This is a genomic window from Xanthomonas sp. NCPPB 3442, from assembly GCF_056725145.1.
Genome location: NZ_CM161514.1, coordinates 268,452 through 281,128 on the forward strand (window position 1 = coordinate 268,452; position 12,677 = coordinate 281,128).

Consider the following 12,677-nt stretch of genomic DNA (forward strand, 5'->3'; position numbering starts at 1 on the left):
GTTTTGGCAGCTGCGCTTAGTCTTTCGACCACACTGCCAAGGGATAGCCGTGCGGGTCGGCAAAGTGAAAACGGCGCCCGCCCGGGAACGCGAACACCGGTTGGGTGATGCGTCCACCTGCCGCTTCGATACGCGCCTGGCTGCGCGCCAGATCATCGGAGGCGAGCACCACCAGCGCGCCACCCGGTTGCGGCGTGCCGTGGAAGAAACCGCCGCTCAGGCGGCCGTCGCGGAATTCGCAGTAGTCAGGGCCGTAGTCCTGAAATGTCCAGCCGAAGGCCTGCCCATAAAAAGCTTTGGCGACGGCGATCGAGTCGACGGCAAATTCCAGATAATCGATGCGGTGCTGCGTGGTGTCGATCATGGCGTGCTCCTGAGCGAGTGCACAGCATGCAGATGGCGCACGCCGGTGGCTTGGCGAAAACGGCCAACTCAGCGTGCATGCTGCTGCACCAGTGCGCGCGGACTCAGCCCTGTGAGTTGACGTGCATCGCGCACCAGATGCGGCGCATCGCCGTAGCCTGCATGCAGCGCGGCCTCGGTCAAGTTGCGGTGCCTTCGCACGATCCGAAGGAAGCGCTGCAGGCGCAAGACGCGCTCCAGCGTCTTGCTGCCATAGCCGAACGCGTCCTGACAGCGGCGGCGCAGCGAGCGCTCGCTGATTCCCAACGCGTCGGTCAACGCGCTTAGCCGGGTCGGCGCGCCGACGGTCAGTTGTTCGAACAGCCAAGCCATCTGCGGATCGCGCGCTGCGGCGTGCTGTTGGCACAGTGCCTGCAAGGTCTGTAACGGGTCGGCGCCGTCTTCCAGGCGATGCTGCCATGTGCGGCCCCGCTCGCCCCACAGCGTTTCCAGCGCAACGCGTTGGTCGGCAATGGCGTGTAACGGCAGCTGCAGCAGACCGGCTGCCACGCCCGCTGCCAGACGGACACCGGTCAACGTCGTGCCTGCCGCCACCGATGCGGGATTGGCAATGCGATCCGGCCCGGCGACGAATACTTCGCTGCCATTCCAGATCAGATCGACGCTGCCATCGGGCAACACCAGCACCGGTTGCGGCGCGTGACTGCCCTGGCGAAATTGCCAGCTGCACTGCAGCTGCGCGCGTAACGCAGGCGGTGCCGCGCTTTCGGCATAACACGGCTCAGCTGGGTCGGACATGACGGCACTCTGCGTGAGAGCGGATGCGGGCGTGTGCAGTGCCGCAACGTGGAGCGCGCCATGATTCAATGGCATGCACTGCACGGCAGCCCAGTTGCATGCACGGTATCGGGCCTGACGCGGCACCGCAGCACCATCGCGCCCTCATCCGTGAGGTGAATTGCTTGCGGCCAGCGCATCGGCTGCTGCGTGCCGTTTGCGCTGGAACCAGGCCACCATCGGCGAGGCCATGACCGTGGTCACCAGCGTCATGCCGAACAACAGCGTAAACAGATCCGGCCCGATCACGCCGCTATCCAGGCCGATCTTGATCACCACCAACTCCATCAGCCCGCGTGCGTTCATCAGCGAGCCCACGGTAAGACTGTCGCGCCAGTGATGGCCGCTCAGGCGCGCACCCAGCGTGCAGCCGAGCAACTTGCCGCCCACCGCCACCCCGATCACCAGCACAAGTCCGCTCAGGCCGGCGCCGGCGAATGCGCCAGGGCTGGTGGCTTGACCGGCAACCGCAAACAGCACCGGCATCAGCAGGGTGATGGCCAGCGGCTCGATACGCCCGGCCAGATGTTCCAGCAGGCGGTCATCGCGCGGCAGGCAAATGCCGAACAGGAATGCACCGAAGATCGCATGCAGCCCGATCCACTCCGCCAGCGCGGCGCACGCCAGCAGACCGATCAAGACCCATACCAGCGCGCTCGGTGCATACCGGCCGTCATGCGCGCGTGCGCGCAGCACGCGCGCATAGGCAGGCTTGAGCACACCGAACACGGCGGCGATCAAGACCAACGCACCGATGGCCGTGAACGCCACGCCGCCATGCGCGTTGTTGCCGGTCAAGGTCAGCACGATCGCCAGGAAGATCCATACCGTGGCGTCGTCGATCACGGCCGCGCCCAGCGCCAGGCGGCCGGCGGGCGTCCGCGTCATGTTGCGGTCCTTGAGGATGCGCGCCAGCACCGGAAATGCCGTTACCGACATCGCCGCGGCAATGAACAGCGCGAATGGCCAGAAGCTGACGCCTTGCGGTGCGAAGCGCGGGAACAGCCACGGCGCGGCAGCCAGTCCGAGCAGCAGCGGCAACACGATGCCGGACACGCCCACCAGGATCGAGGCGCGCACTTGCGCCTTGGTGCCTTCCGGCGCACGCAATTCGACACCGACCACGAACATGAAAAGCACCACGCCCATCGTGGCCAGGCCGGACAGCGGCGGCAGGCTTCTGGCGGCGAACAACGCCATGTGCAGGTCGGGCAGCCAGGCACCGAATGCGATCGGACCGAGCAACAACCCGGCCGCCATTTCGCCGATGACCGGCGGCTGCCCAATGCGTTGCAACAACGCACCGCACAGGCGCGCAGCGCCCAGGATCACTGCCAACTGCACCAGCAACAACGTGGTCGGATTCATCGCGTGAGCATTCCAGTGGTTGAGTCGGCTCAGCCGCGCGTCCTGCAGGGCATCGGCAAGTTCCCCCCCCAACCGACGACACGGCGATGCGCGGCATGCCGGCGCTTAGTGTATGCATGGCGACGCGCTGCGATCAGGTTGGCGATCAACGCGCGCAGGCAATGCGTCCTGACGTGAGGGATAGATGGTCCGATGTAGGTCACGGCATCTTGTCGCGTTCGCTCGCATTGCTGCATGGCACACACGTTTGGCGCGCTTGATCCAGCGTCTTCCGGCGGATGTGCGTGATGGATGGCGCGACGCGTGCTCGCATGGCCGCGATGCCAGACGATGACGCCGGGCCATCGCGAACGACTCAACGCTCCGAATCGCCGCTCTCGTCATAGCCACGCGGCGTGAACAGATCCGGCTGAATCAGCTCGATAAACGCGCGTGCTTGCGGCGACAGATACTTGCCCTTGCGCACCACCACGCCGTAGCTGCGGGTCGGGAAAAAATCCTTCAGCGAGCGCGTGGCCAGCTTGTCGCGGTCGGCATCGGTGAGGCAGATCGCGGTGACGATGGAAATACCCATGCCCATCGCCACGTATTGCTTGATCACCTCCCAGCCGCCCACCTCCAGTGCCACGGTGTAGGGCACGCGCGCCTGCTGAAAGACCAGATCGACCAGGCGGTAGGTCACCTGCCGGCGCGGCGGCAGGATCAATGGATATGGCGACAGATCCTGCAGCGAGACCTCGGCCTTGCCGGCCAATGGATGATCGGGCGGGGTGATGAGCAATTGCTCGAAACGGTAGACCGGCGCGTAGTTGAGGTCGGCCGGCACATCCAGCATCGAGCCAACCGCCAGATCCACTTCATCTTCGCGCAGCAGGTCGGTGCCATCGGCGCTGATGGCGTTGTGCAGGGTCAGCCGCACGTCCGGGTGGCGCGCGCGGAAGTTGGCCACGATGCGCGGCAGCAGGTACAGGATGGTGGAACTGTTGGCGGCGATATTGAGCTCGCCGGCATCCAGCCCGCGCACCTTTTCGCGAAAGCTCGCTTCCAGCCCATCCAGGCTTTCCACCAGCGGTTGCGCCATGTCGTACAGCAACTGGCCTTCGCGGCTGGGTGCCATGCGTCGCCCGGAGCGTTCGAACAACGGCACGCCCAGATCACGCTCCAGTGCCTGCAGCTGCAGGGTCACGGCCGGCTGGCTGACATAGAGCGCCTCAGCGGCCCGTGAGACAGAGCCCAGCCGCACTGTCTGGCAGAATGCGCGCAGAGGCTTGAGGCGATCAGATTTGTAGGAAAATCGCGGGGTTGGCGCCATGAGCGTGCGTTGCGCTGGTCTAATATAAGTCGAGCTTATTTACAGCATTGATAAAACTGCTTTGTCAAATAATTGTATCGGGCGCACGGTGCAGGTCCGGATGCACAAGGACCCCCACATGGCTGCCACCGCGTTTGCTCCCCGTCCCACCGACCACGCCACGCCCGGCATTGCGCTGACCACCCAGATCGCCGGCCAGGCAGAGCTGCTGCCGGCCGCCGCGCTGGCCCTGCTGGTTTCGCTGCACCGGGCGATCGAGCCCGGCCGCCAGCAGCGTCTGGCCCAGCGGCGCCAGCGCCAGGCCGCTTTCGATGCCGGTCAGCTGCCGGACTTCCGTACCGATACCCAGGCCATCCGTGCCGGCGATTGGCGTGTGGCTCCCCTGCCGGCGGCACTGCAGGACCGCCGTGTCGAAATCACCGGCCCGACCGACCCGAAGATGGTCATCAATGCGCTGAACTCCGGCGCCAAGGTGTTCATGGCCGACTTCGAAGATTCCACCGCGCCGACCTGGCGCAACCTGCTGGCCGGCCAGCGCACCCTGGCTGCGGCGGTGCGCGGTGACCTCAGCTTCGATGCGCCCAACGGCAAGCACTACGCCCTGCGCCCGGAGGCCGAACGTGCAGTGCTGATCGTGCGCCCGCGCGGCTGGCACCTGGACGAAAAGCACGTGTTGATCGACGGCCAGCCGTTGGCCGGCGGCCTGTTCGATGCGGCGCTGTTTGCCTTCCACAATGGCCGTGCGTTGCTGGCCAAGGACCGCGGCCCGTACCTGTACCTGCCCAAGCTGCAGAGCATGGAAGAAGCCGCACTGTGGGACACCGCGCTGGCGCATATCGAAGCGATGCTGGGCCTGCCGCATGGGCAGATCAAGGTCACCGTGCTGATCGAAACGCTGCCGGCGGTGTTCGAGATGGACGAAATTCTCCACGCGCTGCGCGAGCGCATCGTGGGCCTGAACTGCGGGCGTTGGGACTATATCTTTTCCTACCTGAAAACCTTTCGTGCGCACCGCGACCGCGTGCTGCCCGAACGCGGCCAGGTCACCATGACCCAGCCATTTTTGAAGGCCTATTCGGAGCTGTTGATCAAGACCTGCCATCGCCGCGGTGCGCATGCGATGGGCGGCATGGCCGCGCAGATTCCGATCAATCACGATGAAGCCGCCAACGAACAGGCCATGGCCCGCGTGCGTGCCGACAAGTTGCGCGAAGTGACCGCCGGCCACGATGGCACCTGGGTGGCGCATCCGGCGCTGATTCCGGTGGCGATGAAACTGTTCGACGAACACATGCCCACCGCGCATCAGCAGCATGTAGTGCGCAATGACGTGCAGGTGACGCGCGACATGTTGATCGCGCCCTCGCCGGGCAATGTCACCCGCGCCGGGTTCGAAGGCAATGTCGAAGTGTGCGTGCGCTATCTGGCGGCCTGGCTGGACGGCAATGGCTGCGTGCCGATCCACCACCTGATGGAAGACGCCGCCACGGCCGAAATCAGCCGCGCGCAGCTGTGGCAGTGGTTGCATCACGGCCAGCACCTGGATGATGGCACCGCCATCGATCAACACTTGCTGCAGGCCACCTTGCGCGCACTGCCTGCACGGCTGGGAACCGCCACCGCGCTGCCCGGCGCTGCACGGATCGATGAAGCGATCGCCTTACTCGAAGAGTTGAGCCGCGCCGACGAACTGGCGGACTTCCTTACCGTACCGGCGTACCGCCTGATCGATTGATTTCACCCTGCGGCGACGCCTGCCACCGGCGTCGCGCAGGCTCCACTTCAACGCATTCCAACGCCCGTTGCGCACGCACGCGCAACGACGGCCTTGCCATGCCGCATGCCCACCATTCCTTCCTCGTTCCATCCGTCGTACCTCTCAGGAGAACGCAAGATGAGCACCACACTGCAAAGCGCCGAACAACTGCAGCAGGACTGGTCCAACAACCCGCGCTGGAGCGGCATCACCCGCAATTACAGCGCCGCCGATGTGGTGCGCCTGCGCGGCACCGTGCATGTCGAGCACTCGCTGGCGCGGTTGGGCGCGGAAAAATTGTGGACCTCATTGCATGCCACGCCGTTCGTCAATGCGCTGGGCGCATTGACCGGCAACCAGGCCATGCAGCAGGTCAAGGCCGGCTTGAAGGCGATTTACCTGAGCGGCTGGCAGGTTGCCGCCGACGCCAATCTGGCCGGGCAGATGTATCCGGACCAATCGCTGTACCCGGCCGATTCGGTGCCGGCGGTGGTCAAGCGCATCAACAACACCTTGCTGCGCGCCGACCAGTTGCACCATGCCGAAGGCAACGATGCCATCGACTTCCTGCAGCCGATCGTGGCCGACGCCGAAGCCGGTTTCGGTGGCGTGCTCAACGCCTTCGAACTGATGAAGGCGATGATCGAAGCCGGCGCGGCTGGCGTGCATTTCGAAGACCAACTGGCCTCGGTCAAGAAGTGCGGCCACATGGGCGGCAAGGTGCTGGTGCCCACGCGTGAGGCGATCGAAAAATTGAATGCCGCGCGCCTGGCCGCCGATGTGCTGGGCGTGCCGACGGTACTGATTGCGCGCACCGACGCCGAAGCCGCCGACCTGATCACCAGCGACGTGGATGCCAACGACCAACCGTTCACCACTGGCGAGCGCACGGTCGAAGGCTTCTTCAAGACCCGCAATGGCCTTGACCAGGCGATCAGCCGCGGCTTGGCCTATGCCCCGTACGCCGACCTGATCTGGTGCGAAACCGGCAAGCCGGACCTGGAATTTGCGCGTGCGTTTGCGCAGGCCATCCATGCCAGGTTCCCCGGCAAATTGCTGGCCTACAACTGCTCGCCGAGTTTCAATTGGAAGAAGAATCTGGACGATGCCACCATCGCCAAATTCCAGACCGAACTGGCGAGCTATGGCTACAAGTTCCAGTTCATCACCCTGGCTGGCTTCCACGCCTTGAACTACGGCATGTTCCATCTGGCGCACGGCTATGCGCGCCGGCAGATGAGTGCGTTCGTCGAATTGCAGCAGGCCGAGTTCGAGGCGGCGGAGAGGGGATTTACCGCAGTCAAGCACCAGCGCGAAGTAGGCACCGGTTATTTCGATGCAGTGACGCAGGCGATCCAGCAGGGGCAATCGTCCACCACCGCCTTGCGTGGCTCCACCGAAGAAGCGCAATTCCATAGCGACAAGGCGGCCTGATGGCTGGCGGCACCTCAAACGGCAGCGGCTGTACATGAGGCAATGCAGTGCAGCGACACCTGGCGCTGAGTTGATGCAGCTGTTGCTACAGCAATAGCCGACCAAGGCAGATTCAACCGGCGCCACATTGCGCCACCCTGGGAGGGGGAAGGGCTCGGAGAACCGAGCCCTTTTTTTACGTCCGATACCCGTCAATTCGTCTCTTTCTTGGTGAGAAATAGTGTGATCTGGTGCTGAACAAGGGGGTCCTGTAGGATTTGTCCATGGGCTAATGGTGCAGGCTGGCCTAAGGGAAAACCGATGACGTGCCACAACACCGCAGGCGCACTCGAGCCGACAGGGAACGTTGCCAAAACGGTCCCCGATGGGCTGCATGCGCTGATGACTGCCGAGGAACTGGCGTTTTTCGCCCGTTTCGGCCGTTCGCGCGAGGTGTCCGCGGGCCAGTCGCTGTTCGAGCGCGGTGCGGTGGGCACGCAGATGTACATCGTTGTCAGCGGCCAGATCGACCTGGATTTCGGCGAGGACCTGATGCTCAAGCATCTGGGCCCGGGAGAATTCTTCGGCGAGCTCGGCCTGCTGATCGGCGATCACGCGCGCAGCGCCGGCGCCAGCGCCTCCACCGACAGCCGTCTGATCGAGCTGGCACACGAGGATTTCCAGCGTCTGGTCGACCAGGACCCCTCGATGGTGGCGCACTTCCTGCGCCGCTCCATCGTGCGGGTGGTCAACAACGAACAATTGCTGATCCGCCAGCTGCGCCGCCGCAACCACGATCTGGAAGCGGCGCTGGACAACCTCTACGTCACCTCGCACCAGCTCAACCACACCGAAGAACTGAGCCGGACCGACGAGCTCACCGGCCTGCACAACCGGCGCGGGCTGGCGTTGCACCTGCAGGAATGCCGGCGGGCCGGCCACGTGCCGGGTGTGGGCCTGATCCTGATCGACTGCGACCGTTTCAAGCGCATCAACGACGAGTTCGGTCACCTGGCAGGCGACCGCGTGCTGCAGAACGTGGCCCATGCCCTGCGTTCGGTGATCGCCGAAGGCGACCTGGCCTGCCGTCTCGGCGGCGACGAATTCTGCGTGCTCGTCGCACAAGGCACCAGCGAGCTGGTGCACCACATCGGCGAATGCATCGTGCGCGCGGTGGAAGCGCGGCTGTGCAACGGCCAGGGCGAACAAGGCTGCTCGGTCAGCGTAGGCTCGTGCATGATCGACGCGGACGCGGCCTGGAACGACTGGTACACGCTCGCCGACAGCGCCTTGTACCAGGCCAAGCGGCAGGGCGGCAATGTGCTGTGCATGCAGGAGACGCTGGCCCTGGATCAACCGCCTGCCACCGGTCACCGCTGAGCGATGAGCAGCCGCACCCACGCACGCAAGGACGCGTCGTCGGAAGCGATCCAGGCGCCGCGGCTGCGCACCTTGCTGTTGACCGATCTCTGCGATTCGACCGCGCTGGTCGAACGTATCGGCGATAACGCCGCAGCCGCCTTGTTCCGCGAGCACGACCGCCTGGTGGTCAAGCTGCAGCAGCACTGGCGCGGCCGCCTGATCGATCGTTCCGACGGGCTGCTGCTGCTGTTCGATCGCCCCATCGATGGCCTGGGTTTCGCGCTGGATTACGCGCGCGGGCTCAAGACGATGGGCGATGCGCATGCGCTCACGCTCTGTGCACGCCAGGGCCTGCATGTGGGCGAAGTGCTGACCTGGCGCAATAGCGACGAAGCGATCAGCATCGGCGCCAAGCCGCTGGAAGTCGAAGGGCTGGCCAAGCCCACCGCCGCACGCCTGATGTCGATGGCACGGCCGGGGCAGATCTTGCTCTCGGCGGTAGCCGAGTCGTTGACCCATCGCGCCGCACGCGAACTCGGCAACCGCGCCGACCGGTTATTGTGGAAATCGCACGGGCGCTGGCGCTTCAAAGGCATGCCCACCGCGATGGAGATCTACGAAGTCGGCGAAGTCGGCCTGACTCCCCTGCGCATGCCGAAGAACTCGGCAAAAGCCTGGCGCGATGTGCCGCTGTGGCGCAGGCCGGCCGCGTTGGTGGCTGAGGTGGGGGTGGTGCTGGGGATTGGTTTCGCAATCTGGCTCTTTGCACGGCCGCAACCAGCGCTCGCGTTTGCAGAACGCGACTGGGTGGTTGTCGGGACGGTCCGCAACCTCACCAATGACGTGATGCTGGACGGAGCACTCGATCAGGCATTTCGGATCAGCCTGGAGCAATCGCGATACGTCAACGTTCTCAGTGAAGACAGAACACTGAAACTGTTAGCACTGATGCGCAAAGATCCGACCAAAGATCCGCTGGACCGCAAGAACGCGTCGGATGTCGCATTACGCACCGGCGCGAGAGCGGTGTTACTTCCGTCCGTGGGTTACGTTGGGGGGCGCACACGTTTCGTCGTGGAAGTGGTCGACCCGAAAACTCAGCAGACTGTTGCTGTAAGTACCGCATTCGGCTCAAATCCGTCGATTCTTTCTGCTGTTGATACAGTGACGGGCGAACTGAGGACGCAGCTCGGCGAAAACCGTGACAGTATTCGACAAAACAGTCCTGCCTTGCCGGATGTCACCACATCTAGTCTCGATGCGTTGCGCGCTTATGCACTAGGACAACAACGATACTCGGAAGGGAAATACGGTGCTGCTTTGGATTTCTTCCAGAAAGCAGTCGATATCGATCCGCACTTTGCGCTGGCCTGGCTTGGTCAAGTGCGCGCCCATTTTGCCAATGTCGATTACAAGAAGGCGACCGAAACGCTCAGAGTTGCTGAGCAATTCAAGTCCAGGCTCCCCCCGCGCGAGGCGCTTTACGTAAAAAGCTGGGGCGTGCAGATTCTCGATCCAGCGCAGGCGGCCGATTCCTGGATACAGATGGCGGAGTTGTATCCCGACTATGCACCTGCCCAAGCGAACGCAGCGATGGACTTGTTCGTCGCTAATCGGTTCGCTGACGCTCTGCCGTACGCGCGTGCTTCGGCGCAGGGGAAGTACGATCTTTCCAGCGTATCGCTCGATATGTATGGGCGTATCTTGCTGGCTCTTGGTCAATACGACCAAGCCGATCAGGCAGTGAGAAAGGCGGTCGGATCAGGATGGAATGGCGCGCTGCTGCGTCAGGCTGCTGTCGCGGCTGCGAAGCGTGACTACTCGGGCGCACGCGATGCGCTTGCTCGAGTCGACAAGACGAATTTCCATGCCGACATCACGCGAACCACTATCGCTCTTGATGAAGGGGATCTGCACGCGGCGGTCGCGCATGCCCAAGTCGGACTGAGCGCAGGATTTAACAGGAGAGGAACTGATCGGATCAACTATTACGTCCCACTAGCAACTGCGTTGCTTGCCTCCGGGCAGCGACCAAAAGCCGCGAAGGTCGCCGAAGAGGGGGCAAGGTTGGCATTGCGGGATTTAGGCGCAGATGTCCCAATCGATAGGATCGACAACCTGTCCACCGCATTGGCTGCCGCGCTCATCATGGCCCGCGCCGGCGATACCCAAGGTGCCGCTAGGGTCCGGCAGCAGGTCAAGGTGGCGCCACTGGCCTACGCCAACCGCTTGGTGGTGGAACTGGGTGCGGTTGTCGATGCGGAAATTCTATTAGCCGAGCAGCGGCCAGACGATGCGTTCCGCATGCTCAGTCCCTATCTGGATTCGATGTCGCGATTTCAGACAAGGGCAACGGCAATGCGCGCTGCCCAACTTGGACAGCGTAACGCAGATGCGCGGATTCAACACGACTGGATCCGCCAGCATCGAGGTTTGGCTTACGCGGAGATCGAATGCGGATACTGTCTGCAGCCGCTCAATCTGGTGGATCTGAGAACAGCAGAAGATTCGTGGATAGCAGAGACGCAGGGGTAAACCTGCAGCGTGCCAAAAAGCTGTTCTTTATTTGAGCGTCCTATCGCCGTTGTAACCGGCATCCAGCTGAGGGACGATGTGTGAGGTCCCAGACGTCAGCATGGTGTTGATCTGCTCACGCGCACCTGCGATTACATCCTTATCTGCCAACTGGATATTGCATGCGCAATCGCGAACGAATGCCTCGATGTCGTCGCCAGGTGCGGCGATGTGCCCAACCTGTCGTAGTGCCTCTAATGTGTCTGAGACGAATAATGCACGAAAGGCATCATCGGTAGATAGTAGATCGATCAGGTTGCTTGCAACAGCAGGTTCAAGCTTCAGCATTGGCATCGCTGGCACTTCAGTGGGATGAAGTAACACATAGCGGCTCTAACGGGGCTGGCTTGAGCGGTATCAGGCATTGGCTCAAGTTAGGCAGCGGCGGGGCGTTATCCCTGGAGCAGAAATATCTGCACACGGTGTACCTCAGATCGCTGGAGAAGATGATGCTGGTCAAGCGTTGCGCAATTGTCGTGCTGGAGCCACGTGAGACCGTGTCTTACACATTGGACAGTCTTCTACGAGGCGGCAATGGGCTGGACCATTCGATGCAGTGGTTTGCGCTCGCGCCGCATCTCGATGCCCCGGTGGCCGTGTCAGAAGCTCAGCGGGCGTTGCTGGGTGAGCTTAGTCCCTCGCACTGGACGACCCGCTTGCCATACGAGAGTGAAGCGCTTGACGGCTTGATCGCGCAGGGCCTGGTGCTGGAGGAACAAACGCAAGGCAGCAGGTTTGCTAAAGCCGATTCGCGTCTGAGGGCCTCGCACTGGCATCCGCTTGCCGCGGTGCTGCACGCATTTACGCGATGGGATGGGGTAGATGCGGTCAAGAACACCCGGGATTCTGGCACCGATACAGCGGTGGCAATGCGGCGTGTCTTGGGGCCTGCGCCTCCGGAAGTGTTGCCGGCAAATGACCGTCGAACACTCATCGGCCTGCCGCCCATGGTCGCAAACGATTTCGATGACCTGCTGGGACGGCGTGTCACTTGTCGTAATTTCGATCAGAGCAGACCCGTTCCTCTACCGACGTTCGCCCACATGTTGCAGCGGGTGTTCGCTGCTCATGCCAAGGTAAAGGTGGGCGACGACCTGGTTTTTCTTAAAAAGAATGTGCCTTCCGGTGGTGGCTTGCATCCTATCGAGGCATACATTTTGGTGAGGAACGTCCAAGATCTGGAATCTGGCGTCTACCACTATCGTGCAGATAGTCACGCCTTAGAGCGTATGTCAGGTCTTGAGTGCTCCGATGACTTCGTCATGCAGGCTGTAGGACAGCAACACTGGTTCGCAGACGCGCATGTACTGGTTGCCTTGGTGCCGCGCTTTGATCGAACCTTCTGGAAATACAGGCAGCATGCCAAAGGGTATCGCGTGGTTGCGTTGGAAGCCGGGCACTTGTCGCAGACGCTGTATCTGGCGGCAACCGACCTCGGTTTGGGGGCGTTTATCACCGGTGCGGTGAACGAAAAACATCTTGAGCGCGCGCTTGGTTTGGACCCGACTTCGCAAGGCGTTCTCGCCGTATGCGGCTTTGGCTGGCGCGCCACGACCATGGTGACGGCAGAGCTGGATCCTATGGGTGCGATTTGGTCCGCAGCGACTTGAGACGTATCGGACAATCGCGTGAGGTCAGTTTGCTCGCTTTCTCGCTATGTCCGAGCGTGTGCCGTTGACGTATTGGTAGCTG

The 12,677-nt window shown here is 62.8% G+C and carries 10 protein-coding genes; 5 read left to right on the forward strand and 5 right to left on the reverse strand.

The genetic code is table 11. The annotated features are described in order from the left end of the window. Positions 1-16: 16 nt before the first annotated feature. The 4 genes from AC1POX_RS01165 to AC1POX_RS01180 form a co-directional block, all read right to left on the reverse strand. Positions 17-364, reverse strand: coding sequence for a VOC family protein (locus AC1POX_RS01165; RefSeq protein WP_014089024.1), 348 nt, complete (start codon positions 362-364; stop codon positions 17-19). Positions 365-432: 68 nt separating this feature from the next. Next, positions 433-1,161 carry a helix-turn-helix domain-containing protein gene (locus AC1POX_RS01170; protein ID WP_029818289.1) on the reverse strand — a complete coding sequence of 243 codons (729 nt, stop codon included), beginning with the start codon at positions 1,159-1,161 and terminating at the stop codon, positions 433-435. A gap of 144 nt (positions 1,162-1,305) precedes the next feature. Further along, entirely contained in the window at positions 1,306-2,568 is a 1,263-nt protein-coding gene (locus AC1POX_RS01175) for a cation:proton antiporter (protein ID WP_011345972.1), read from the reverse strand. A 355-nt stretch (positions 2,569-2,923) separates the two neighbouring features. Then, entirely contained in the window at positions 2,924-3,880 is a 957-nt protein-coding gene (locus tag AC1POX_RS01180; RefSeq protein ID WP_008572246.1) for a LysR family transcriptional regulator, read from the reverse strand. A gap of 118 nt (positions 3,881-3,998) precedes the next feature. Between AC1POX_RS01180 and aceB the strand changes: the two genes are divergently transcribed. The 4 genes from aceB to AC1POX_RS01200 all read left to right on the forward strand — a co-directional run bounded on the left by aceB (position 3,999) and on the right by AC1POX_RS01200 (position 10,946). Next, a complete protein-coding gene (gene aceB / locus AC1POX_RS01185; protein ID WP_008572247.1) occupies positions 3,999-5,615 on the forward strand; it encodes a malate synthase A in 1,617 nt (538 codons plus the stop codon). Between the two features lie 159 nt (positions 5,616-5,774). Next, positions 5,775-7,070: an isocitrate lyase gene (gene aceA / locus AC1POX_RS01190; RefSeq protein ID WP_218496825.1), complete on the forward strand. Its 1,296-nt coding sequence runs from the start codon at positions 5,775-5,777 to the stop codon at positions 7,068-7,070. 300 nt (positions 7,071-7,370) lie between these two features. Continuing rightward, positions 7,371-8,429, forward strand: a complete 1,059-nt coding sequence (locus AC1POX_RS01195) for a GGDEF domain-containing protein (protein ID WP_218502411.1) — start codon at positions 7,371-7,373, stop codon at positions 8,427-8,429. A 3-nt stretch (positions 8,430-8,432) separates the two neighbouring features. Continuing rightward, entirely contained in the window at positions 8,433-10,946 is a 2,514-nt protein-coding gene (locus AC1POX_RS01200) for a putative peptide modification system cyclase (protein ID WP_372356652.1), read from the forward strand. Between the two features lie 27 nt (positions 10,947-10,973). Here the strand turns inward: AC1POX_RS01200 and AC1POX_RS01205 are convergent, their stop codons facing one another. Then, positions 10,974-11,273 (reverse strand): NHLP-related RiPP peptide, encoded by a 300-nt coding sequence (locus AC1POX_RS01205; protein WP_008572251.1) that lies wholly within the window; start codon positions 11,271-11,273, stop codon positions 10,974-10,976. A gap of 161 nt (positions 11,274-11,434) precedes the next feature. On the opposite strand from AC1POX_RS01205, the gene AC1POX_RS01210 reads away from it, so the two are divergent. Then, positions 11,435-12,595 carry a putative peptide maturation dehydrogenase gene (locus AC1POX_RS01210; protein WP_039417208.1) on the forward strand — a complete coding sequence of 387 codons (1,161 nt, stop codon included), beginning with the start codon at positions 11,435-11,437 and terminating at the stop codon, positions 12,593-12,595. Positions 12,596-12,677: the final 82 nt, after the last annotated feature.

Bases quoted from the DNA above. Each gene is read 5' to 3' on its own strand.
- AC1POX_RS01195 (WP_218502411.1), top strand. From the start codon at position 7,371: ATGACGTGCCACAACACCGCAGGCGCACTCGAGCCGACAGGGAACGTT.
- AC1POX_RS01205 (WP_008572251.1), bottom strand. From the start codon at position 11,273: ATGCTGAAGCTTGAACCTGCTGTTGCAAGCAACCTGATCGATCTACTA.
- AC1POX_RS01210 (WP_039417208.1), top strand. From the start codon at position 11,435: ATGCTGGTCAAGCGTTGCGCAATTGTCGTGCTGGAGCCACGTGAGACC.
- aceB (WP_008572247.1), top strand. From the start codon at position 3,999: ATGGCTGCCACCGCGTTTGCTCCCCGTCCCACCGACCACGCCACGCCC.
- AC1POX_RS01175 (WP_011345972.1), bottom strand. From the start codon at position 2,568: ATGAATCCGACCACGTTGTTGCTGGTGCAGTTGGCAGTGATCCTGGGC.
- AC1POX_RS01170 (WP_029818289.1), bottom strand. From the start codon at position 1,161: ATGTCCGACCCAGCTGAGCCGTGTTATGCCGAAAGCGCGGCACCGCCT.
- AC1POX_RS01180 (WP_008572246.1), bottom strand. From the start codon at position 3,880: ATGGCGCCAACCCCGCGATTTTCCTACAAATCTGATCGCCTCAAGCCT.
- AC1POX_RS01165 (WP_014089024.1), bottom strand. From the start codon at position 364: ATGATCGACACCACGCAGCACCGCATCGATTATCTGGAATTTGCCGTC.
- aceA (WP_218496825.1), top strand. From the start codon at position 5,775: ATGAGCACCACACTGCAAAGCGCCGAACAACTGCAGCAGGACTGGTCC.
- AC1POX_RS01200 (WP_372356652.1), top strand. From the start codon at position 8,433: ATGAGCAGCCGCACCCACGCACGCAAGGACGCGTCGTCGGAAGCGATC.